The sequence below is a fragment of the Nostoc sp. LEGE 12454 genome (genome assembly GCF_056620565.1).
In genome coordinates, this window is sequence record NZ_JBWQXL010000039.1 from 25,528 (window position 1) to 47,578 (window position 22,051).

A 22,051-nucleotide genomic window follows, 5' to 3' on the forward strand; every position below is an offset into this window, starting at 1 on the left:
TTAAGAGTTAGGATTTCTCTCTAGTTCTGATGGTATTATACCCGATAAACTAGCAGCAAGTCCAGCGTCTTCTCTAGCCTTTACAGGCTCATTGTCATCTCTTTCTTTAGGCGGTAGTCCTTTTACGCCTCGGTCAAACTCTTCAGTTTGCTCACGAATTTCATTAACATTTTGAGTGATTGATAGAACCTCTCCTGTAACCATTTCAATTCCTTCAGCCACTTCATTAATATTTTCCAGTCGACGTATCCACAAGCTACGACCATCAACATTTTCAGGCATCCAGTTAAAAGCATCTCCAGCAATCGCACCTGCTTTTTTGAGAGCGTTTCCTACTTTACCGATATTTTCAGCACAATATTCTGTAATATTCCGAAGGCTATCTACCATACTTCGAGTAGCATTAATTATATTAGCCCCAGCTTGATAAATTCGATTAGCTCTTTTATAAGTTGCAATTAAATTATTATAATTTTCTACTCCAAATATTGATTTAAAAAAATCTGATGTCCATTCTTTGACAATTTCTCCGAAACCTTCTTCTTCGCCTTTTTCATTTTTCCATTTAAAGCCTACAGCTTGGGAAATATTGTCAACCGCACCAAATAACGTTTGAGCAATGTTATTTGAGAGCATCAAGGCATTGTGGAAAGTAGTAATTAGAATTAATACATTAAGAATTCTATCAATTTGCAGAGTTTTCCATAACCTGCCAAAAGTAGAGCTTAACCCACCAGGAAGCTGCGGTCCAAGCCTTTCTAATATCGTATCTTGCCCAGCTAGCAGAGCTGCATTAGCGCCTGTATTCACGGCATCGAGAATATTAGCAGCATTGCCATTATTGTTGTTTGTTATCCGATCTGTGTTATCGTTAAGCGCTCTTGTCATACAGCCGCCTGGCTGGGTCGTTCTACAAGTCCCTGTAGCTGCTGCTGCTTCTATTTGTGGAATTGTGGGAATATCTGGTCTAATTGCTGCTGCAGCACGAGCAGGGATGAAGGGTAATATTCCTAATATTTGGTCTAGCTTTGGTAATGCTTGCTCATTCACTTTTACCTGATCCTTTAATTCTGTATCAATTTTTTTAATATCAGCTTTATTAGTTTCTAAATCATTTTTAAGTTTAGGAACATCTTGCTTAAGCTGATTTACATCTTTAGTTAAATCAGCAGTAGTCAATTTGTAGCTACTTGATGTGGTTACTTTTTCAATATCACCTACTTTGCCTTGCAGCTTGCTTAAATCAGAATTCCACTTTGCAGCTTGAGCGTCATAAGATAACTGATAAGTTTGTTTTAGCCCAACGACAGCATCCACAATAGAAGTCTCTGTTACACCTAGCTTTTGATCTGTTTGTTGCTGTTTTATTTCAAGTGGTTGAATCTTGCTATTAATTATTTGAACAACAGAGTTTTTTAAATCTACAATTTTCGTATCAATTCCTTTAATTGTACCTTGTACAGTAGTAATTAGATTAGCCTGTACCCCATTAATAGTAGTAGCGGTTTGGGCTTGCGCCTTTGCTTCTGTTAGCCCTTTTTGAATATTCGTAATTGTTATTTGAATTTGCTGTTGAAATTTTTGATTAGCGTCGTTTCCAAGTTTATTAATTTGTTGTTGAATTGTACTAATTTTTGAATCAGTATCGCGCTTATTTACTCTTGCTTCATATAAAGCATCATTTGCTAATTTTCTAGCAGAATCTGCTAATCCAGTTAATATTTTTCTTCCTGCTCTAGCTTCGTATAGAGCATCGTTAGCTTCTTTCTTAGCTTCTACTGTACCTTTAGTATTAACTTCTGTTTGTTTATTTAATTGATAAAAGTCTTTAGAGTTAGCATTCAATTCTTTCTCAAATTTTTGAATTTTAGTATCAAACCTTTTAAGTTTCAAGCCATTGTCTACAGCAATTGTGTTAATTTTGGTAAGCTCATTATTTATATTATCTAAATTATCAAATATAGTTCCTGTGACAAATTCTTGCAGCTTGGCAAGTGCTACTACCCCAATAGCCGCAAGAATTCCTAAAATTCCGCCAACACGGGACGCTTTATCTAGTACTGCGCTACCGGGAACATTTTTAAATAATAATTCATTTACTTTAGTAGCAATATCAGAAGCTTTTTTAACGGCATCAGCCGTTTTTTTGGCATTGTCAGCTATTTTCCTCGCTTGCCTTAAGCTTTTAACCTGCTTCATAGCATCGCTGATGAATTTTTTGCTAGGTGAAGAAAGAATGATTCTTTTGGCGCTAGCACTGGCAGTTCTGTATCCTTTCCAATTAAGTCGATTAACTTCTCTAGCACCTTTAAATTTATTGAAAGTTCCTTTTGGATCTGCCGCATAGGAACCCCAGTTAAAATTTTGAGGAATGGAATTTGGGATTTTAATCTGTGGCGACGGTGGTATGGGTGAGCCGTTCCAGCTAGGCATTAATCGGAATCTCCTAAAAAACCAATAACCGTTGACATACTATCTATAAGTGGCGTTACCATTTCATACAAACCCTTAAAGGCTAGGGCAAACTCTTGATTTGTATTTTCGATATCTGCAAAATTATTTAGGCATTCCACAACTGCTTCTTTAAGTAGTTCAATTGTTTTATCTAATTCTTTGACTTGTTTCTCCAAATTAGCATTGTTACCATTGCTATTAATATTTTTATTATTACAACACTGATTTATTTTTTGTTCTAATTTTTTGATTTGATTGTTTTGCTCATCAATTTTTTTATTTAAAGCTGCTAGTCCCTGGTCGATATCCTTGCAAACTTCTGGCATTTATCGACCTACCTTGTTAGCCATATTTTTGAGCTTTCCTCCGACTTGTTTACACGGAATACAGCAATACCCAGGATATTTTTTGTGAGTGCATTTGATGCTACCTTCAGGACAATCATTATCACAGTAAACCTTATAATCATTGCAACTTTTCACAGTTATGTTTCTACTACTTACTACTAAATTTGTGCCCTGGCATGAGACTTCTATAGGAGTATTATTAAAAACATATTCAACGCCAGAAGCTAGGACTTTAGCTTGCCCTTTCCCCTGACAATAAAAAGTTGATGCTACCAGACAACTATCACAGCTTCCCTGTGCCGTAGCACCATTTAACCACCTATTAATTTCACTCTGACTAGCTAAAGGAGTAATACTAATGGGAACTGCACCATAATCATTTTGGGCAAGATTAACTCCATTATCTGAAGGATAAGAGTAATTTCCCCCATAGAGAGGGTTAGGAGTCCAGCCGGGGCTTTCCGCGCAAGCGAGAAACCAAACATCGTTATTAACTCCATCTTTGCTTCTCCAGCCATAGCATTTTTTCATTTTAGTTAGGTATGAATTCTCCGTAAAATTCAACTTCACCTAAGCAGAAATAATTTGAGTTTGAGGAGTCAAGCCCATTTTGTAATAGTTGAAAATATGAATATGGTGTTGCGCTAGCGACAGGTAGAGACAGCCATTGGGATACAGAGTTTAAAACTGTATTGTTGAGTTGAGTATCTATAATATCCCAGTTATTAGCATCATTACTAGCTTTTAATATCCAATTCCTTGGATAGTAATCTATATTGTTAGCTCTCGTTTTTAAAGAGTAGTAATTACATTTAAGTTTTCCTATTTGAATATAAAAACTTACCCAGCTATTTGCTATTGCAGAGCTAAACCACTCGCTATTTTGTCTATCAACTAAAGATATTGGGCTTCCTGATTCGGTAGAACTTGCAGTTACTATTAAATTATTACCCGCCGGACTTGACCACGGTGTAGTACCTTTATTTGTACCTAAATAATAAAATAACCCATTACCATCTCCACTTGATGAAAAGACAAGATTAACTGTATTGCTAACAGGAACTAAACCCGCAAGAAAATCAGCTTTTGTAATACTATAAGTCTCCCCTGTGCTGGGGTTTTGCATTATCAGATAATCTGAATCTTCGGCAACAGTCTTGACTGCAAAATCTTTAATCTGCTTGAACATAGCTCGCTAAAACAATTGTTTTTGTAAGAAAAATATTGTCATTTTTCTTCTTTGAATAGTCATCCCAGACGAACATTTCTAAATATTCGTATAGCTCTTTGTTATCATATCCAAGAGGTTTGCTATTATCTGATAATATATTCCCTTGTTCATCTACTAAAAAGCCTTGGAAATTACTTAAGGCATTTATCAAGATTGCAACTAAAAGTTGTTCTGCTCTATTATTTATTGTTGCGGTTAGCCCAATTCTTGATAAATCTGATTTTTTAATCACTAATTCAGTGGCAGTCTGATAAGCACTAGCCCCAAATAAATCTTGAAGTGTTAGCCCTTGCATTATTAATAATCATCTGGGTCAATGATGCCAGCATTGGGGATAAGCTTATCAAGCTCTATTGAAATAGTTGTCCTTAGATAAACACCCTCATTTCGAATAGCTACTGTTTGCCCAAAGCCATCAGTTAGAGCAACTGATTGGTCTATATTAGTTTCTCTTGCCGTATCTGGTAGACCAGATTTAGCTTTTAAAGCAACTGCTACTAACAATGATTCAGCCGTGTTATTCACTGATGGAGTTAGCCCAGGTAAATCAGACTTTTTAATTACTAAGTCTGTCTCTGTCTGAGTAGCGTTCACACCAAATACTTCTGCTAAAGTTGGTTCAGGCATGATAAATAAAAAATAGAATGCTCTTACAATGTAGGATAGTTCTCTTGCACTGCCAAGAATTTTTAAAAACAAAGTGACAAAAATTAAGTTTTGTCACTTCAGGAAGTCCCAGCTTTCAGCAAGAGGAACTATCCAGACTGAGACTTCATTGTATTCATCAGTTTGGGGATGCTTTTTGAAAGCCCTGCCAGCACCGATTAATACTTCTGGGTAGTTTGGTAGTTCTGGGAGTTTAATTGTTTTGCGTTCGCCGTCGCTACGGATTAAAATAACTTCCATTAACTTTTGCTCACAAGCGATCGCCACGAGAATAAGTAGCATTTTAGCAGTGCGATCTCCTGCAAAGATCCTCAAAATGGGGTTGTAAATACTCTGAACGAGTAGCAAATGAGTAGAATTGTAAGCTCAGAACCAAAAAACCTTGATATGTCGGGGTCGTCGGTTTAGCATTGAAAAACGAAGAGAAAATTGCGTAAACGAGGAGTGGGGAGTGGGAAAGAATTCTTAATAACTCCTTACTCCTAACTCTTAACAGACGCGATTTACTCCTAACTCCACCACTCAGCACTCAGAACTGTTATGAGCATCACACTTACAGGTACAGTCGAACGTCGTGATATTGGTACAGGCGCATGGGCGTTAGTTACAGAAGAGGGTGTTACTTACGAAATCCTCAGAGGGGCTGATAAAGACTTACTCAAAGCCGGACAAAAAGCAAAAGTTAAAGGGCAGGTGCGTGAAGATATCATGACAACTGCCATGATTGGCCCTGCCTTAGAGGTTAAATCTTTTGAGGTAATTAGTTCTGATTAGCTGTGGAATCTAGAACCTCTTGCAGACGGCTTCTAAACTCCCCTTTGGGATGGCCTCCTTTTACTTCACCAACAATCTGAAATTCCCCCTCTGGAGAATTGCAGATGATGTAAGTAGGCCATCCCATTTCTGATTTATCGGGATATTGAGTCAATAAAATCTTGCGATACTTGCGGTAAGCAGTCGTATCTTGCATTTTTACATCGATAAACTCTAAACCCAGTTCTTCAGCCACTTTTTTGTCATAAAAAGACATTTTGTGGCAGATGCCGCACTCTTCTGAAGAGAACTTAATTACAGCTAAACTCATGGGTTGGCTACTCTTTGATTCTAAACAAAGTTTTTTAGCATAATGCTATGAAATATTACCATATAGCTGGTCATTAGTGTCAATCTCAGGCTGAAACCCCGATCCAGTATTTTTCCCTAATAGTAGTCTGTCAATACGATGGTCGCTGAGTCAAGTCCTACCACTACATGGAAGCAAGCTACGCGCAGCGTCTCCTACGCCAAAATATCAAGTAGGATGTGAAAATCAGTCGAAAGCTATTCACTATCTGAATTTGAGCTTGTATTTAACAATATCCAAATCTTGATAAAAAAATAAGGTGCGTTAGCTTTCTTTGTAACGCACCATCTATTAGCAATTGCAGATTAATAAATCCGCATTTCTTATTCTTCTGGCTCTAAATCTACTTCTTCCTCTTCATCTTCATCACTAGCTTTAGCTACGGAGTTAGCAGAAACAACAGCGCCTTTATCTAGCTTTTCACGCACTAGTTTCTTAATTTCTTCAGCAAATTCAGGCTTTTCTTCTAGATACTTAATGGCGTTATCTCGTCCTTGGGAGATATTATCGCCATTGTAACTATACCAAGCTCCCTTGCGGACAATAATGCCAGTTTCTTCTGCTAAGTCAACAACACAACCCAAAGTAGAAATACCTTTACCAAAAATAATGTCAAATTCCGCTATTCTAAAAGGCGGCGCTACTTTATTTTTGGCGACTTTGACCTTAACGCGATTACCATATTCATCTGTACCTTTTTTCAAGGTTTGAATCCGACGAATATCCAAGCGCACCGAAGCGTAAAATTTCAATGCGTTACCGCCAGTAGTCGTTTCTGGGCTACCGTAAGTAACACCGATTTTTTGTCGCAACTGGTTGATGAAAATTACTGTACAACCAGATTTACCAATGTTGCCAGTAATCTTACGGAGGGCTTGGCTCATTAACCGCGCTTGCAGACCAACGTGAGCATCGCCCATATCGCCTTCAATTTCAGCACGGGGAACCAATGCTGCTACTGAGTCTATAACTACAATATCAACCGCAGCAGAGCGAACAAGTTGATCGACAATTTCTAAAGCTGATTCGCCAGTGTCAGGTTGGGAAATCAACAAATTGTCAATATCTACACCCAATGCGGCAGCATAAGTAGGGTCTAGGGCGTGTTCAGCATCAACAAAGGCAGCAATACCGCCATTTCTTTGCACTTCGGCGAGTGCGTGTAGCGCTACTGTAGTTTTACCAGAACTTTCCGGCCCATAAATTTCAATTACCCGCCCCTTGGGTAAACCACCACCCAATGCTAAATCTAGGGTAAGCGCTCCACTGGAAATCGTTTCCACCCGCATCCGGGTAGCATCGCCCAAGCGCATGATTGCTCCTTTACCAAAGCTGCGCTCAATCTGGTTGAGCACCATAGTCAGTGCTTTTTGCTTGCCTGAAGTATCGGTGTTGATAGCCATTCCTGCCTCTAATGCCTCTTAATATATGGTTTTAAGGAGTGTTGCTCTGGGAGTTTGAGTAGAACAGATATACTATTTTAACCAGAAAATTCTGGAATAGGACTTCTCAAATCAAAAAAGGTATATGACAAGATCGTAACCCGATCGCTACCAAATTAGGGTAGTCTTGCACAATGATACCAACTTGCATTCAGAGATAGCTTTTTTTGGCTAGGTAAGCAAGGGTTTTCAATGAAAAAATTACCTAAATAACTGACCTGACGCCATGTACCTAGTTAGACTACTTGATTTTGGAGAGATAAAAGCTTAGTACAACGCGACGCGATCGATCGTTAAACCCATGAATTTAGCTGACTCACAACATAAACCGTAGTAGTCCCCGGTATCTATAAGTTTAGTAAAGTTAGCGCTTTTATTGAATCTGGCCTGTTGGCATGGAAATTATATACTGATAAAATCATGATATAAATTACACTTACTGTTCTAAGCAAACGTGAATAAGTCACAGGCTATTAAGTTACTTGAAAGTGAGGCATGGACAAAAGCAGATGCTATGCGTGCTTTGGAAGTAATTGACTTTAGTACTAATCCTGATGAGATTACCATTCGCAGAGCTATTTCGCATTTTGCTGGTTCTGAACTAATTAAGCGTCAGCGCCTTCAAGCGGCCCAGAAAGGTCTGGTAACGAAGAAAACTAAAGAAATTGAGTTGAAAGAACAGGAGTATGCTGCCAAAATTGACCAACTTAAAAAATATCCAAAACAGGATAGGGAAAAATACGAAGCTGAAATTAAAAGCTTGTCTCAGATAAATAATATTTTAGAAGTTGAACTCAAGACAATATATTCTCAAAACAAAAACTTAATAGAAGTTAATGAACAACTCAAAAAAGACAATAAATCTCTAAAAAATTTAGTCGATAAAATTAGACTTAAGTTAGCTATTAATACTAAAGAAATTCTCAAATATGAAGATAGTGAAATTCGGAAAGCAGTAATTACTTTTTTCAAATGGACTTTAGGATAAAGCACTGAATACATGAACGATCAAAAAGGTAAAAAAAGGAATTTTAGAGGAATGAGTTATCGGGTTGTTCAACTCGCTAACTCCAAGAATCGGAGTAAGCTTCATGAAAAAGACCAAATTTGGCTAAAACAAAACTTTTACAAGAATATTGGCTGGGATAATGTTGTTAATTTTTATCAAAAAATAGAGGAATTTATAGATAATTATCAGCTTGAAGAATTGACACTTGAAGAATTATTTATTGAGTCCGACCGTATTGGTAATAGATATCTCACTAATCAAGAAATAAACGACTATAACCAAAGCTTATCTAAAGAAGTTAACGAGGTAGCAGAAGAAATAGATAAGCAGTTTCCTGAGACAGAAATTGAATTTATTGATTTCAGTCAAAGTACTAACATTAAATACAATAAAAAGCAGAATCAAAAAATATATAGGACAGTAAAAATTTAGCGGTAAATATGGTTAATTTTGAAGAAAAAGAACTTAAAGAATTATTTGAGCTTGCGGACTCAATTGGTAACAAACGATATCACAGGCTAACTCATGAAGATTTTGAAACTTATAGAAAATTCGATTATTGGCGGTATATTAATGGTGATTTTGAGTGTGGAACAACTCAATAAAGCAAAGATTGGGTAAGAGAAAATTCTAACTGGTATTGTCCAATTTGTGGATCTCACTACTCTGACAAAGGTGGCAAGACGATAGATCACAAGCTACCTCGGTCACAGTATCCTTGGTTATCAATGGAATTCAGGAATTTATGGGTTATTTGCCAGGTTTGTAACAAAGAAAAGAGTGAAATGCATTGGTATAAATATGAACACTATATATTTGTTCGCTATCCGAATCTTTATCTTGCTGTGAAAATGGCACGCCCTAGCCAGTTACTCCAGTCTCTGAAAGATTAAACCCAATAGTGTAATCTATTGCTTTGATGTGTGCTGGGAAATCTAACATTCAATAATGAACACTCTATTATCTCGATCCAGAATTGAGATGAGCAGATTTATCTGCTAAGATATAGTCCAAATTGCTATGCAGACCTACACTCTTACATCTCAACAGATGCCCACAACAAACATGGTGAGGTTTTTGATAAGGCTGCTACTGAACCAGTTCTAGTAACTAAGCAATCACGGACTAGCCACGTGATTATCTCAGCAGAGAGCTACCAAAAATTAATTAATCGGCTGGAAGAATTAGAGGATATGGTTTTTGGTCAAGCTGCTGAAGTTGCTCAGAGTCAGTTCAAAATGATTGGTACAGAGGCTTTTACATCTGCATTAGAGCATTTAGCTAATGGCGAAACTTGATGGCACTTCATCCATCACCATTGTTACTATAAACGCCAGTTATCTAGTCTTAGCGAATAATCGAAATCTTGAATTCTTTGATAGTGAGATAAATTACCCGTAACTAAAGTTAGATTATGACTGATGGCAATTGCAGCAATCATACAATCGGGATAACCAATTCTTTTTCTGGTTGTCTCTAAATCAGCGTAGATTCTTCCTGCTAATACAGCTTCTGTCAAGTCAAAGGATAATATTTCCTGTGAAGCCAGTATAGTTAAAAATTGCTGAAGACGTTTTTCTTGCTTACGTTTTTGCCAGCCTTCTACAATTTCCATGACTGTAATTGCAGAAATTGTATATTTATCAAACTGCTTTAAGTAACTATTGGCTTTGACAATAATACTAGGATTTACTCGTTTAATAATTTCTGAAAGAATATCCGTATCAAGTAGAGACTTTTCTACTTCATTCATCTGTTCCAGTAAATCCTCTTTTTTCCATCGCCTCAGCAACAATTTCATCAACAATTTCTGGAACATCAGCATATAATCCCATTAAGGGATCGTTTTTCTCCTGAACTTCTGCTAAACGCTCAATTACGTGACTAATCAATTCTGATAGAGTTGATTGATTGACTATTGCCAGAGTTTTTGCTCGTTCAAAGGTGAGTCTGTCTAGTTCAAGTTCTATTTTTTCCATTATGGTTTTAAACTCTGTTTAGTGATTAATTTAAGTTTAATAGATTTTTGGGATATTTTCAGTTTGATTATTCAACAAAATAGCTATCAATTAATGTTATTTGCTAAGATTTGATTAGGCTTTTGCTTTCGTATATCTTTGATGACTCTCGACCTTCCCGACTCTCTGATTCTCGACACTGCACTTTCAGTTTCTGGATTAACTGACTATATCCGCTTGCTGTTAGAGCAAGATGAACAATTGCGGCAAGTTTGGGTAACTGGCGAAGTTTCCAGTGCTAACAACCATCGCAGCGGTTTGTTTTTCACGCTGCAAGATCCCGATCGCACCGCCGGAATTAAGTGTGTAGTATGGAATAGCCAATTGCCAAAACTCGCCCAGATACCCGTTACCGGTGAGCAGATAATCATTTTGGGCAACATTCGCGTCTATCCGCAACGGGGAGAGTATCAGTTATCAGTTTGGCAGACTCTACCTGCTGGTGTTGGTTTACAGGCGTTACGCTATCAACAACTCAAAAATCGCTTGCTGGCTGAGGGGTTATTCGACGCGCAAAGAAAGCGATCGCTCCCCATTCATCCCCAAACGATCGCTGTTGTCACTTCACCAACGGCTGCTGCTTGGGGCGATATTCAAAAAACCCTGAAGCAAAGGTATCCAGGTTTACACGTTTTATTTTCTCCGGCGACAGTACAAGGCGATCAAGCGCCAGAATCTATCGTCAAGGCAATTGAGCGAGTGGAAAGAGATGGGCGCGCCGAAGTGCTAATTTTATCGCGGGGTGGTGGTGCGGTGGAAGAATTAGCTTGCTTTAATGATGAACGAGTGGTGCGATCGCTTGCGAGTTGTTCTATTCCTGTAATTACTGGTATCGGCCATCAACGAGATGAATCTTTAGCAGATTTAGTCGCCGATGTATGTGTGCATACACCGACTGCGGCAGCGGAAATGGTTGTACCAGCACTTTCAGAGTTGTATACTGAGCATCGCCAGCGAGTTGTCGCTTTACATGAGGCGGTGCATGACTTTAGGGAAAATGCTGAGAATAAACTGCAAGTATTGCGCAATCGTTTGCGACGTTTGCGGTTAGATCGGCAAGTGCAGCAGGAAGTGGAAAAGCTTGCTTGGAAACGTCAGCATTTGGTGCAAATTACGACGGGGCGATCGCAGCAAGCAACGCAGCATTTAGAATTATTGCGGCAGAAGTTGGCTAGTCTTGACCCGAAAGCGGTGTTACAGCGTGGTTATGCGGTGGTGAGAAGGGAAGATGGAGCGATCGCTCGTTCGGCAACGGAGTTGGCTGTGGAGGAAGAGTTAATGATTCAGTTGGGGCAGGGTGGGGTTAAAGTGAAGGTTATGGAAATAAACGAACCGCCAAGACGCCAAGGACGCAGAGAGATTAATGGTTAAACGTAAGGGTGCTTCTAGTTCTGAGGAAGGTTGGAATTATGAGACGAAGGTTGCTGAAATAGAGGGAATTATTACTCGCATTGAGGCGGGTGAGTTGGAATTGGAAGCTGTGTTTGACCAATTTGCAACTGCTGTGGAGTATTTGCGTCAGTGCGAAGGTTTTTTGCAGCAGCGACAACAGCAGGTAGATTTGTTGATTGAAACATTAAGCCAAGAGTAGAAACTGGAGACTCTAGTTTGAGTTTAGGCTAGTAGTGTGAATATAGGAGTTTGCTTTTAAGTGAGGTATAAAATACAGGACTCAAATTCTCAGATATAAAGAGCTTCTGCCTCCTTGAAGCCAGAGTTTTAATGAGGAGTTGGATAAACAGAGAATGACTGATGAAATCATTGATTTGACAAACTGCGATCGCGAACCAATCCACATTCCCAGTTCGATCCAGCCTCACGGGATTTTACTGGTTTTGCAAGATCCCACGCTGGAAATCCTTCAGGTGAGCAGTAACAGCCAAAGAGTCGTTGGCCGTCAACCTGATGAATTACTGAACAAGCCGCTATCAGATTTACTCAATATCAAGCAGATTAAACTAATTAAACAATGTCTGGCAGAGGATTTTGAGAGTGTTAATCCCCTGAATTTGTCTATTAAATATCAAAATAAATCAATTCATTTTGATGGGATTGTCCATCGTTTAGATACTATTATTATTCTGGAATTGGAGCCGAAAAAAGCGAAGGAAAAAACAGGCTTTTTTGACTTTTATCAACAGGTAAGAGGAACCATTACCCGCATTCAGAAAGCACCAACGTTGCTAGAAATGTGCCAGATTGTGGTGACAGAAGTTCGGCGAATCACTGGCTTCGATCGCGTCATGGTCTATCGATTCGATCGCGAAGGAGCAGGCAGTGTTATCGCTGAATACACCAATCAGGAAACGCCCTATTTGGATTTACACTATCCGCCCTCTGACATTCCCAAGCAAGCTCGACAGCTATACACCTTGAACTGGCTGCGGCTAATTCCAGATGCCAGCTACCAGCCTGCAACCTTAATTCCAGCGAACAATCCCTTAACAAATCAACCGGTCGATTTGAGTTTATCGGTGTTACGCAGTGTTTCTCCGTTACATCTAGAATATCTGAAAAATATGGACGTGACTGCCTCCATGTCTATTTCTCTGATACAGGATCAAAAGCTTTGGGGATTGATTGCCTGTCATCATTCCTCGCCTAAATATGTTCCTTACAATATCCGCACAATCTGCGAGTTTATTGGACAGGTGATGTCTATGGAACTGGCAAATAAAGAAGTGAGTGAAGATATTGATTACAAAAGTCAATTAAAGTCATTACAAACTCAATTTGTGGAAGGGTTGTCTCAGGCTGAGTATTTCCTGGATGGGATGGTGCAACTGAAATCTCAATTACTCAATCTGGTCAGCGCCACGGGAGCGGTGATATGTAGTGGCAACCAGTATATTCAAGTGGGTAAAACGCCATCGCAGTCAGAGGTTGAAGCCTTACTTGATTGGATTAAACCTCAACTGCATCATAACTTGTTTGAGACGCGATCGCTTACGAAAAATTACCCTGCTGCCGAGTCATTTAAAGCGATCGCTAGTGGCGTGTTAGCTCTGGAAATTTCCAAAGTTCACCACAATTATATTCTCTGGTTTCGTCCAGAGGTAATTCAAACGGTGAATTGGGGCGGCAACCCCAACAAGCCTGTGGAAGTTTTCTCAGATGGCAGTTTAAGAATGTCTCCTCGCAAATCCTTTGAATTATGGCAAGAAACGGTGCAAGGATCTGCCCTACCCTGGAAACCATGTGAAATTGAGGTGGTTAGTGAACTGCGAAGTCTGATTGTGGGCGTTGTGTTACGGCAGGCAGACAAACTGGCATCGATGAATTTTGAATTACAACGGAGTAACGAAGAACTTGATTCTTTTGCCTACGTTGCCTCCCATGATCTCAAAGAACCGCTGCGGGGCATTCACAACTACGCTAACTTCTTAATGGAAGACTATGCAGATGTACTAGATAACGATGGAATTGCCAAACTGCAAACCTTGGTGCGGCTGACGCAGCGAATGGAAGACTTGATTAATTCCCTCCTCCATTTCTCGCGGCTGGGACGCGCCGAACTGATCCGGCAATCAGTGAATCTGCATGATTTAGTGCCGCAGGTAATCGCCACCTTGACCATTTCCCGACCGCAGAGCGAAGTTGAGTTTCGCATTCCTCAACCCCTTAAGAGTGTTGAATGCGATCGCGCTCAGATCAATGAACTGTTCAGCAACCTGATTAGCAACGCTATTAAGTACAATGATAAACCTGAGAAATGGGTCGAAATAGGTTTTATTGAAGGAAATGGAGAAAAAAAAGTTGCTTCTACTTCTCTAACTTTCTACGTTCGTGATAACGGTATTGGCATCCCCCAAGAACATCTCGATAAAATCTTTCAAATCTTCCGCCGCTTACACGGAAGGGATGACTTTGGCGGTGGGACTGGCGTAGGGTTAACCATTGCCCGCAAAATTGTGGAGCGTCATGGTGGTAGAATTTGGGTGGAATCTACACCCACTCTTGGTAGTACCTTTTACTTTACCCTGTCGGCGCAGGCAAATACATGACTCAAATTTCAGCCTCCCCGATCTCGGAAAAGCCACTACTTTTAATTGTCGAAGATAGCAATGAAGACTTTGAGGCACTGCAAAGATTTCTAGGGCGCTCTGCGATTGCGATCGCTATTCAGAGGTGTGTGAATGGAGAACAAGCCTTGGCGTTTCTTTATCGCACTGGTAGCTATGTGGAGCGCGAAAGTGCGCTCCGGCCCGGTTTGATTGTGCTTGACTTGAACCTACCCGGAACCGATGGACGAGAAGTGTTACGCCGGATTAAACAGGATGACAACTTGAAGATGATTCCGGTGGTGGTGTTTACTACCTCTAACAATCCTAAAGATATTGAAGTATGTTATCAATATGGTGTCAACAGCTATATTGTTAAGCCAATCAATTTTGCTCAACTGAAACGAGATATTCAGATGCTTGTGGAATATTGGTTTGAAGTGACGACACTGCCTGATTATTCCAAGGATTATTTATGAGTCAGAGATCGCCCATTGTCTTAATTGTCGATGATTGCCAGAAGATTGAGAACTCTATCTGCGGTATTTACTGCGCGATTATAGATTAGAAAACGAACCGCCAAGGACGCCATCGCGTAGCGTCTCGTTAGAGAAGGACGCAAAGGAAAGAAGAAAGAGAGATATCAATACTGCCCGCTTTGTGCATTTTTAACTCGGCATTGGGTTTGGGGAAAAGGTTAAAGGGTAAAGGTTAAAGGTTTTTTCTTTCCCCTTTGTTATTCCCCTTTTCCCCAAAATCCGACAAGTATTAAGAGAGATATAATTTTCACGAATGAATTAGGACTGCTATATGAAGTCTGCTAAAACATCCATAATAAAAAGTTTGTAATGGGGATTGAAGTTCCCAAAGCTAGGATTAAAGTCCTGACTACGACAATTTTTTATTCAGCTTGATAAAGCAGGCTATGATATAACAATGTATTGATAATTATTGAATGTTTAATAGTTTTTTGGTTTATATATGTCCTGCCATTGGTCTAATATTCTGCTGAGTAAAAAATTTATTATTCAGACTGCAAAGTTTAGGGAACGAGAGAAAAAGGGTTTTGAGATTTTTGCATACATGCAGTCCCACAATAATAACTAATGAATCAGATATAGCAACCGAATTGAAACGCGAGAATATTAGGAAATTCAAAATCCCTAATTATAAGCTTTACAGCGATTTTATCTGTCTCACATGATTTAAGATTGCTATTACTATCTTTATAGAAAATTTGTATTATTGAATGAATATTTATAGATTATTCTCTGGCAAAAGTGATATAAATTTTATAAGTATGCTAAGAATAAAATTATACATTAAAGTTATCAAATAAGTTAACGCAAAGCAGATGTAAAAAGCGAACCAATAAATCTATCAAATATGCTAAAATCCTGGGATCATGAGGGTTTTAGTATTTCTTGAAAAATGTCAATTTTCTATGCCAACCTGCGGAATGTGGGTTAACATCTACTTGATTAATTAATTCACAATGTCTCAGCAACAGCGCGCTCTCTTAATTGTCGATGATTCCCCAGAAGATCGAGAACTCTATCGGCGGTATTTACTGCGCGATCGCGAATATTCGTACACTATCCTAGAAGCAACGCTGGGACAACAAGGGCTAGAACTTTGGCAGCAACATCAGCCCGATGTAGTATTGCTTGATTATCGATTGCCCGACCTAGACGGACTGGAATTTCTGGCACAATTGCAACCCTCAATGCAACAGCCTTGCCTACCCGTGATTGTCGTCACTGGACAGGGTAATGAGGCGATCGCAGTTAAGGCGATCAAAGCGGGCGCACAAGATTATCTTATCAAAGGGCAAATTACCCCAGAAGGGCTGCAAATTGCGATAAATGGGGCAATTGAAACAGTGCAGCTACGCACCCAACTACAACAGCGTATTGAACGAGAGCGCGTAGTCTCACATATTACCCAAAAAATTCACCAATCGCTAAATCTGGATGAAATTCTTCAGACAACTGTAGCCGAAGTGCGAGAATTTCTGCACACCGATCGCGTCTTGGTTTTTCAGTTAAAACCTGATGGTAATGGCACAGTAGTAGCAGAATCGGTTGGGGCACAGTGGCGATCGCTGCTCTCGTCTACTATCTACGATCCTTGCCTGGCTGAGAGCTACATCGCCTCGAATCGACTGCAACCTGTCAGGTACGATCCTGCTTTTATCAAGAATTATATCGAACGTTATTATCACGGGCAAGTTACGGCAGTATCAAATATTCACGATAGCAGTATTGACCCATGCCACGGTGAATTGTTGACACAGTTTCAAATCAAAGCTCATCTGGTTGTACCAATTCTGCAAGATAACCAGTTTTGGGGATTGCTAATTGCTCATCATTGTACCTCCCCTCGATTTTGGCAGCCTTTAGAAATTGACTTGCTTAAAGAGTTGGCAACTCAGATGAGTATCGCTTTACGACAGGCAGAACTGTATCAGCAGGCGCAGCGCGAACTAAAAGAACGCCAACAGGTAGAAGCAGAACTACGCCAGAGCCAAGAACGGCTGCGATTGGCACTATCAGCTTCTCGGATGGGAACGTGGAACTGGAACATCCAGACCGGAAAAATTTCCTGGTCGGATAACCTGGAAGCCTTGTTTGGACTGGAACCAGGAGAATTTGACGGTTCATTCGAGATGTTTGCCGCGCGAGTCCACCCTGAAGATCGCGATCGCGTGCTGGCAGCCGTCAATCATGCTATCGTCACCGGAGAAGAATATGACATTGAATTTCGGGTAGTCTATCCCAACGGCACAATTCGCTGGGCACTGAGCCAGGGTAAGGTGCTCTACGACCAAGACGGGCAACCAATTCAGATGGCTGGTATCGATCTAGATATCACCGAACGCAAACGGTCAGCCGAAACTCTGCGCGAGAGTGAGGAGCGTTTTCGGCAACTTGCAGAAAATATTGATGCGGTGTTCTGGATTAAAGAAGTGTCAGAAAATCGAGTCAGCTATGTCAGTCCTGCATATAAACGACTGTGGGGATTGAACCCGCAGCAATTGTATCAAGGACAACAAGCATGGGTCGATCGCATCCACCCAGAGGATCGAGAATCGATAGACAGAGCGTTTCATGAAAAAGCTGTCGTAGGTAAATTTGATGAGGAATATCGGATTATTTTACCCAATGGTAGTATTCGCTGGGTTCACGATCGCTGCTTTCCGCTTCGAGATGAAACAGGAGAGATTTATCGGTTTGCAGGTATTGCCGAAGACATCAGCGATCGCAAACAGGTAGAGCAAGCTTTGCGAGACAGTGAAGAACGCTTCCGCACCTCAGTTGAAAATATGCTGGACTGCTTTGGGGTATATCGTGCTGTACGAAACGATCGGGGACAGATTGTCGATTTTGTGACTGAATATGTCAATAGTGCGGCTTGTTTCAACAATCAAATGACTTATGAGCAGCAGATTGGACGGGGATTGTGTGAATTACTACCAGGGCATCGTGAAAGTGGATTGTTTGATGAATACTGCCAGGTAGTAGAAACAGGACAGCCGCTCATTAAAGACAGTTTAATTTATGAAGATGAGTACGGAAAACAACGCTTAGTTAGAGCCTTTGATATCCGCGTGGCTAAATGTGGAGATGGATTTGTTGCCACTTGGCGAGATATCACTGTTCGCCAACAAACAGAAGTTGCCCTGCGCCAGAGTGAAGAATTTAAAAACCGCATTTTAGACAGCAGTCCTGACTGCATCAAGGTATTAAGCCTCGATGGGCGGCTGCTGTACATGAACACAGGTGGACTGTGTTTGATGGAAATTGATGACTTAAATTCTTATCTCAATATTGAATGGCTCTGTTTCTGGGAAGGCAGTTCTCGGCAACAGGCAGAGGAGGCACTCGCTGCCACTAAAACAGGCGAAGTCAGCATTTTTAGCGGATACTGTCCAACTGCAAAAGGCACTCCGAAATGGTGGGAAGTGGTCGTTAGCCCGATTTTGGATGGCTCTGGGCAGCTGGAACGAATCTTGTTGATTTCACGAGACATCACCGATCGCAAAAAGATACAACTCCTGTTGCAGGAGAGCGAAGCCCGGTTGAAATTGGCGTACAAAGCTACGCAATCGGGATTATGGGACTGGGACATTACCCGCAACAAAGCTCATGTATCTGAAGAATACATTAATATGTTTGGGCTTGACCCAAACATAAAGGAAATCACCTATGAACTGTGGTTAAGCTGCCTGCACCCAGACGATCGCACCTCAGCCAATGAAGTGGTGAGTCACACCATTCAGCAACAGCAAGAGCACTATGAAGATGATTACCGCATTATACATCCTGATGGCATTCACTGGTTAGCAGCTAGAGGTCAGGTTTTCTATGATGCTGCGGGCAATGCAATACGGATGGTAGGCAATGTGCAGGATATCACCGCTCGCAAACAAGCTGAAATCGAACGCGATCGCCTATTTCAACTAGAACAAGCAGCCAGAGCCGAAGCCGAACGCGCCAATCGGATCAAAGATGAGTTTCTGGCCATTCTCTCCCATGAATTGCGATCGCCTCTCAACCCGATTCTCGGCTGGACAAAACTGCTGCAAACCCGCAAATTTAGTGAAAAGAAAACGGCTGAAGCTTTAGCCACCATCGAACGCAACGCCAAACTGCAAACTCAACTGATTGATGACTTGCTCGATGTAGCCAAGATTCTGCGGGGCAAACTCAGCATCGATGCGGCTCCTGTGAATTTGGCATTTGTGATTGAATCTGCGCTCGACACAGTAAATACAGCAGCCCTTTCCAAATCAATTGTGTTGCATTCAGTACTGCCGAATATTGGGCAAGTCTCTGGAGATTCCAACCGCCTTCAACAGATCGTTTGGAATTTACTTTCCAACGCGATCAAGTTTACCTCCAAAGGTGGGCGGGTAGAAACCAGATTAGAGCGAGTTGACGATCGGGCACAAATTATTGTTAGTGACACTGGTAAAGGCATTAACCCAGATTTTCTCCCGTATATTTTTGAATCATTCCGTCAAGAAGATGTCTCAATTACTCGCAAGTATGGCGGGTTGGGATTGGGGTTAGCGATCGTCCGGCAGTTGGTTGAGGCGCACGGCGGCACCATCACCGCTGATAGCCCTGGTGAAGGCTTGGGAGCCACCTTTACAGTCCAGTTGCCACTACTAAATGTTGAATCGGCAATCAAGCAGACAGATGAGTTGCCACAACCAGCACTCGAACTTACGGGGATTAAAGTCCTCACAGTTGATGATGACCCCGATGCCCGTGAGCTATTAACAGTATTGCTTGCTGAATACGGCGCGCAAGTCCTGACTGTTGCTTCTGCGACAGAAGTTTTAGCAAACCTAGAATCCTTTCAACCCGATGTTTTAGTCAGTGATATTGGAATGCCCGAAGTCGATGGCTATTCTCTGATTCAACAGATTCGCGCTTTAACTCCCGAAAAAGGGGGAAAGATTCCCGCGATCGCTTTGACTGCTTACGCCAGAGTTGAGGATTCCCAACTAGTGATAAGCAGTGGCTATCAACTGCACGTTACCAAGCCCCTCGATCCAGAAGAGTTACTTCAAGCTGTGGTGGCACTTGCACACAGTAAACTAAACCATCGCATTCCTGAAAATATAGCAGGAGGCAGGATAGCGCAGCGTTAGCGAGTCCGCGAGCGTCGGCAGGAGGCAGTGTTTCGACTCCCTTCTCTACGAGAGGCTGCGCCAACGACTACGCTCAGGGCAAGTCGCTCAACAACCAGGCAGGAGGTAAAAACCTTGCTATTCCTGAGATTTACGCTTGTCATTATGTCCTAATCTACCTGGCAACTGCTATGATTAGCTTTAATCTTCAATCAACACCTGTGTTTGGATTGACCTTCAAAAGGACTTCTCGAATAATGGCGGAGGACTCCTTGGCAGAGTGTGCCTCCTCTTTGAATCTTTGTGCCGCCAAGGTTTGATTGCGAGCCTCCATCCTTGAAGCCATACGATGTGATAAAGAAGCTTTCTCTTCCAATGCCCTCAAAGCGATCCATAGTGCATCCTCCACCTTATCAGACTGCGTGGCCAGCAAAGTTTCTGCTGAAAAAGCATGACCCGTGCGGCACCGGAAGCGCAATAAATTTCCTTCTTCGATTTCCCAAAGGATACCGCCGCAGTCAGGACAGCCAAAGGTTGATGGTTTACCAGGTCGTTCGCTTTCGTTTTCTACTGCTTCCAAATTCAATTGCGCTATTTCAGTTTCAAACTCTATCTTGCTAGGTACCGGGTTTTCTGGTTGTACTTCCATTGGCGTATTAACTAGAGCTATTAAAGTAGAAGGAATATCTGAAAGTGGCAGAATATAATCAATATCCTCTACGTTCTCGATCGCATTACGTGGCATAGCAGCATACAAAGCATCGTCGGGATTTTGGACAATTGCCACGCCGCACCGCATTTTTACAGCCATTAGTCCCGCCGTGCCGTCATCAAGCAGACCTGTTAGTAGCACAGCAATCACTCGCTGCCCATAGGTTCGCGCTGCACTGCGAAACAATGGATCGATCGCGGGACGACAACGGTTTTCTTTTGCTCCCCGTGTCAGACGCAAATATCCTTGTTCTACCAGTAAGTGGTAGTCAGGCGGAGCCACATAAATCCAACCATGAGCAATAGCTTCGCCGTCCTGAGCGTGAGACACTGGCAAGTTGCCAACGCGACTTAATATTTTTGGCAGAACGCTTGTGCCGTGACTGGATACATGAAGAACTATAATCACAGCAGCATTGAGATCGGGCGGCAAATGCTTGACTAGATAAGTCAGTGCCTCAACTCCACCTGCTGATGTTCCAACGACAATAATATTGTGTTCAAGCATTAATGTAACGATTTCACTAGCATAGCAGCGTAGGCAACAAAAGCACATTTACTGCCAATACTGAGAATAACGCAGCCAAAAAACTTGCTCACCTAGCTTTGAGAGGATTATATTCCAATACAGTTCAGTTAAGAAAAATTGTAGTCCTGCTCAGAGAGTTTTTGCGTAAGTCTTAAGGGTTTTAAAATCACGCAAAATTATTTTCCGCGATTGAAAAAATATAAACTGCAAAAAACCATTTCCACAGAAAGATATTCTAAGGGTCGTAGCAATGCTACTTCTCTACATTGTTTTTCGGTGCTACGTCTCGGTAGACATCGCTCAAATTTAAACATTAGCTGTCAAAATTTGAGCGTTTGCAGCTAATGCTCTTCCATATATAAGAAAGGTTTAAGTATTTCCAGCAAATATATAATTAATTGTTGCTAATGCTTAATACTTTGCAACAAATGCTCTTCCACGTATAAGAAAGGTTTAAGTATTTCCAGCAAATATATAATTAATTGTTGCTAATGCTTAATACTTTGCAACAAATGCTCTTCCACATATAAGAAAGGTTTAAGTCTTTGCAACAATCATTGTAATGAACTTATAAATCTATTTATTACGTGAAGGCTTGACTCGTTCCCAGGCTGCGCCAATGCATTCATTGAGTCAGAGACGAATGGCACGCTTGTAAAGCCCAAAGGTTTGTGTCGTCTTGTTCCCAACCTGGAGTTGGGGAATGTATTTAAAAGAGGCTCTGCCTCTCGGAATTCGTTTCCAGGCTTCAGGCTGGGAACGACGCTACATAAGCCTTTGGGTTTTACAAGCGTGCCATTGCCTATAATCGAATGGCACTAAGATAACGGCAAACCCCTTATATATCAAGCTTTTGGGTGTGGGGTGTCGGGTGTTGGG

23 protein-coding genes are annotated in these 22,051 nt (G+C 41.1%); 11 read left to right on the forward strand and 12 right to left on the reverse strand.

Annotated elements, in window-relative coordinates; translation table 11 throughout:
* The 7 genes from AC1F2U_RS27105 to AC1F2U_RS27135 form a co-directional block, all read right to left on the reverse strand.
* Nucleotides 1-2,433, reverse strand: coding sequence for a hypothetical protein (locus AC1F2U_RS27105; protein WP_480263938.1), 2,433 nt, complete (start codon nt 2,431-2,433; stop codon nt 1-3).
* Complete coding sequence (locus AC1F2U_RS27110) at nt 2,433-2,780, reverse strand: hypothetical protein (protein ID WP_480263939.1); 348 nt, start codon at nt 2,778-2,780, stop codon at nt 2,433-2,435. Before AC1F2U_RS27110 ends, AC1F2U_RS27105 begins: the two co-directional genes overlap by 1 nt.
* Nucleotides 2,781-3,332: a hypothetical protein gene (locus tag AC1F2U_RS27115; RefSeq protein WP_480263941.1), complete on the reverse strand. Its 552-nt coding sequence runs from the start codon at nt 3,330-3,332 to the stop codon at nt 2,781-2,783.
* A gap of 1 nt (nt 3,333) precedes the next feature.
* Entirely contained in the window at nt 3,334-3,990 is a 657-nt protein-coding gene (locus AC1F2U_RS27120) for a hypothetical protein (RefSeq protein WP_480263943.1), read from the reverse strand.
* Nucleotides 3,974-4,327, reverse strand: coding sequence for a hypothetical protein (locus AC1F2U_RS27125; RefSeq protein WP_480263944.1), 354 nt, complete (start codon nt 4,325-4,327; stop codon nt 3,974-3,976). The genes AC1F2U_RS27120 and AC1F2U_RS27125 overlap by 17 nt, the downstream gene beginning before the upstream one ends.
* Nucleotides 4,328-4,329: 2 nt before the next feature.
* Complete coding sequence (locus AC1F2U_RS27130; RefSeq protein ID WP_480263945.1) at nt 4,330-4,659, reverse strand: hypothetical protein; 330 nt, start codon at nt 4,657-4,659, stop codon at nt 4,330-4,332.
* 93 nt (nt 4,660-4,752) lie between these two features.
* On the reverse strand, nt 4,753-4,980 hold the full coding sequence (locus AC1F2U_RS27135; protein ID WP_480263946.1) for a hypothetical protein: 228 nt from the start codon (nt 4,978-4,980) through the stop codon (nt 4,753-4,755).
* A gap of 258 nt (nt 4,981-5,238) precedes the next feature.
* Between AC1F2U_RS27135 and AC1F2U_RS27140 the strand changes: the two genes are divergently transcribed.
* Nucleotides 5,239-5,472: a hypothetical protein gene (locus AC1F2U_RS27140; protein ID WP_289796246.1), complete on the forward strand. Its 234-nt coding sequence runs from the start codon at nt 5,239-5,241 to the stop codon at nt 5,470-5,472.
* Here AC1F2U_RS27140 and AC1F2U_RS27145 read toward each other — a convergent pair.
* Complete coding sequence (locus AC1F2U_RS27145) at nt 5,459-5,782, reverse strand: thioredoxin family protein (protein WP_185580382.1); 324 nt, start codon at nt 5,780-5,782, stop codon at nt 5,459-5,461. The genes AC1F2U_RS27140 and AC1F2U_RS27145 overlap by 14 nt on opposite strands.
* Nucleotides 5,783-6,144: 362 nt before the next feature.
* Entirely contained in the window at nt 6,145-7,224 is a 1,080-nt protein-coding gene (gene recA / locus AC1F2U_RS27150; RefSeq protein ID WP_104906158.1) for a recombinase RecA, read from the reverse strand.
* 493 nt (nt 7,225-7,717) lie between these two features.
* Here recA and AC1F2U_RS27155 point away from each other — a divergent pair, with 493 nt between their 5' ends.
* The 5 genes from AC1F2U_RS27155 (at nt 7,718) to AC1F2U_RS27175 (ending at nt 9,570) form a co-directional block, all read left to right on the forward strand.
* Nucleotides 7,718-8,251, forward strand: a complete 534-nt coding sequence (locus AC1F2U_RS27155; protein WP_480263947.1) for a hypothetical protein — start codon at nt 7,718-7,720, stop codon at nt 8,249-8,251.
* A 12-nt stretch (nt 8,252-8,263) separates the two neighbouring features.
* Nucleotides 8,264-8,704: a hypothetical protein gene (locus AC1F2U_RS27160; RefSeq protein ID WP_480263948.1), complete on the forward strand. Its 441-nt coding sequence runs from the start codon at nt 8,264-8,266 to the stop codon at nt 8,702-8,704.
* A gap of 8 nt (nt 8,705-8,712) precedes the next feature.
* A complete protein-coding gene (locus AC1F2U_RS27165) occupies nt 8,713-8,877 on the forward strand; it encodes a hypothetical protein (RefSeq protein ID WP_480263950.1) in 165 nt (54 codons plus the stop codon).
* Nucleotides 8,878-8,919: 42 nt separating this feature from the next.
* Nucleotides 8,920-9,165, forward strand: a complete 246-nt coding sequence (locus AC1F2U_RS27170; protein WP_480263981.1) for an HNH endonuclease — start codon at nt 8,920-8,922, stop codon at nt 9,163-9,165.
* Between the two features lie 147 nt (nt 9,166-9,312).
* Complete coding sequence (locus AC1F2U_RS27175) at nt 9,313-9,570, forward strand: type II toxin-antitoxin system Phd/YefM family antitoxin (RefSeq protein WP_480263982.1); 258 nt, start codon at nt 9,313-9,315, stop codon at nt 9,568-9,570.
* Between the two features lie 26 nt (nt 9,571-9,596).
* On the opposite strand, the gene AC1F2U_RS27180 is transcribed toward AC1F2U_RS27175, so the two are convergent.
* Together AC1F2U_RS27180 and AC1F2U_RS27185 are read right to left on the reverse strand one after the other, a co-directional pair.
* Nucleotides 9,597-10,025: a PIN domain-containing protein gene (locus tag AC1F2U_RS27180; protein ID WP_480263951.1), complete on the reverse strand. Its 429-nt coding sequence runs from the start codon at nt 10,023-10,025 to the stop codon at nt 9,597-9,599.
* Entirely contained in the window at nt 10,018-10,251 is a 234-nt protein-coding gene (locus tag AC1F2U_RS27185) for a hypothetical protein (protein ID WP_480263952.1), read from the reverse strand. The genes AC1F2U_RS27180 and AC1F2U_RS27185 overlap by 8 nt, the downstream gene beginning before the upstream one ends.
* A 141-nt stretch (nt 10,252-10,392) precedes the next feature.
* On the opposite strand from AC1F2U_RS27185, the gene xseA reads away from it, so the two are divergent.
* The 5 genes from xseA (at nt 10,393) to AC1F2U_RS27210 (ending at nt 19,953) form a co-directional block, all read left to right on the forward strand.
* Nucleotides 10,393-11,661, forward strand: coding sequence for an exodeoxyribonuclease VII large subunit (gene xseA / locus AC1F2U_RS27190; protein WP_480263953.1), 1,269 nt, complete (start codon nt 10,393-10,395; stop codon nt 11,659-11,661).
* Complete coding sequence (xseB, locus tag AC1F2U_RS27195; protein ID WP_480263955.1) at nt 11,654-11,881, forward strand: exodeoxyribonuclease VII small subunit; 228 nt, start codon at nt 11,654-11,656, stop codon at nt 11,879-11,881. The genes xseA and xseB overlap by 8 nt, the downstream gene beginning before the upstream one ends.
* 154 nt (nt 11,882-12,035) lie before the next feature.
* Nucleotides 12,036-14,294, forward strand: a complete 2,259-nt coding sequence (locus tag AC1F2U_RS27200) for an ATP-binding protein (protein ID WP_480263957.1) — start codon at nt 12,036-12,038, stop codon at nt 14,292-14,294.
* Nucleotides 14,291-14,770, forward strand: coding sequence for a response regulator (locus AC1F2U_RS27205; RefSeq protein ID WP_480263959.1), 480 nt, complete (start codon nt 14,291-14,293; stop codon nt 14,768-14,770). The genes AC1F2U_RS27200 and AC1F2U_RS27205 overlap by 4 nt, the downstream gene beginning before the upstream one ends.
* A 1,016-nt stretch (nt 14,771-15,786) precedes the next feature.
* Nucleotides 15,787-19,953 carry a PAS domain-containing protein gene (locus AC1F2U_RS27210; RefSeq protein WP_480263961.1) on the forward strand — a complete coding sequence of 1,389 codons (4,167 nt, stop codon included), beginning with the start codon at nt 15,787-15,789 and terminating at the stop codon, nt 19,951-19,953.
* 187 nt (nt 19,954-20,140) lie between these two features.
* On the opposite strand, the gene AC1F2U_RS27215 is transcribed toward AC1F2U_RS27210, so the two are convergent.
* Complete coding sequence (locus AC1F2U_RS27215) at nt 20,141-21,151, reverse strand: chemotaxis protein CheB (protein WP_480263963.1); 1,011 nt, start codon at nt 21,149-21,151, stop codon at nt 20,141-20,143.
* Nucleotides 21,152-22,051 lie beyond the last annotated feature (900 nt).

Excerpts from the sequence above, each read along its gene's own strand:
- AC1F2U_RS27105 (WP_480263938.1), bottom strand. The coding sequence starts at position 2,433 with ATGCCTAGCTGGAACGGCTCACCCATACCACCGTCGCCACAGATTAAA.
- AC1F2U_RS27110 (WP_480263939.1), bottom strand. The coding sequence starts at position 2,780 with ATGCCAGAAGTTTGCAAGGATATCGACCAGGGACTAGCAGCTTTAAAT.
- AC1F2U_RS27115 (WP_480263941.1), bottom strand. The coding sequence starts at position 3,332 with ATGAAAAAATGCTATGGCTGGAGAAGCAAAGATGGAGTTAATAACGAT.
- AC1F2U_RS27120 (WP_480263943.1), bottom strand. The coding sequence starts at position 3,990 with ATGTTCAAGCAGATTAAAGATTTTGCAGTCAAGACTGTTGCCGAAGAT.
- AC1F2U_RS27125 (WP_480263944.1), bottom strand. The coding sequence starts at position 4,327 with ATGCAAGGGCTAACACTTCAAGATTTATTTGGGGCTAGTGCTTATCAG.
- AC1F2U_RS27130 (WP_480263945.1), bottom strand. The coding sequence starts at position 4,659 with ATGCCTGAACCAACTTTAGCAGAAGTATTTGGTGTGAACGCTACTCAG.
- AC1F2U_RS27135 (WP_480263946.1), bottom strand. The coding sequence starts at position 4,980 with ATGCTACTTATTCTCGTGGCGATCGCTTGTGAGCAAAAGTTAATGGAA.
- AC1F2U_RS27140 (WP_289796246.1), top strand. The coding sequence starts at position 5,239 with ATGAGCATCACACTTACAGGTACAGTCGAACGTCGTGATATTGGTACA.
- AC1F2U_RS27145 (WP_185580382.1), bottom strand. The coding sequence starts at position 5,782 with ATGAGTTTAGCTGTAATTAAGTTCTCTTCAGAAGAGTGCGGCATCTGC.
- recA (WP_104906158.1), bottom strand. The coding sequence starts at position 7,224 with ATGGCTATCAACACCGATACTTCAGGCAAGCAAAAAGCACTGACTATG.
- AC1F2U_RS27160 (WP_480263948.1), top strand. The coding sequence starts at position 8,264 with ATGAACGATCAAAAAGGTAAAAAAAGGAATTTTAGAGGAATGAGTTAT.
- AC1F2U_RS27165 (WP_480263950.1), top strand. The coding sequence starts at position 8,713 with ATGGTTAATTTTGAAGAAAAAGAACTTAAAGAATTATTTGAGCTTGCG.
- AC1F2U_RS27180 (WP_480263951.1), bottom strand. The coding sequence starts at position 10,025 with ATGAATGAAGTAGAAAAGTCTCTACTTGATACGGATATTCTTTCAGAA.
- AC1F2U_RS27185 (WP_480263952.1), bottom strand. The coding sequence starts at position 10,251 with ATGGAAAAAATAGAACTTGAACTAGACAGACTCACCTTTGAACGAGCA.
- xseA (WP_480263953.1), top strand. The coding sequence starts at position 10,393 with ATGACTCTCGACCTTCCCGACTCTCTGATTCTCGACACTGCACTTTCA.
- xseB (WP_480263955.1), top strand. The coding sequence starts at position 11,654 with ATGGTTAAACGTAAGGGTGCTTCTAGTTCTGAGGAAGGTTGGAATTAT.
- AC1F2U_RS27200 (WP_480263957.1), top strand. The coding sequence starts at position 12,036 with ATGACTGATGAAATCATTGATTTGACAAACTGCGATCGCGAACCAATC.
- AC1F2U_RS27205 (WP_480263959.1), top strand. The coding sequence starts at position 14,291 with ATGACTCAAATTTCAGCCTCCCCGATCTCGGAAAAGCCACTACTTTTA.
- AC1F2U_RS27210 (WP_480263961.1), top strand. The coding sequence starts at position 15,787 with ATGTCTCAGCAACAGCGCGCTCTCTTAATTGTCGATGATTCCCCAGAA.
- AC1F2U_RS27215 (WP_480263963.1), bottom strand. The coding sequence starts at position 21,151 with ATGCTTGAACACAATATTATTGTCGTTGGAACATCAGCAGGTGGAGTT.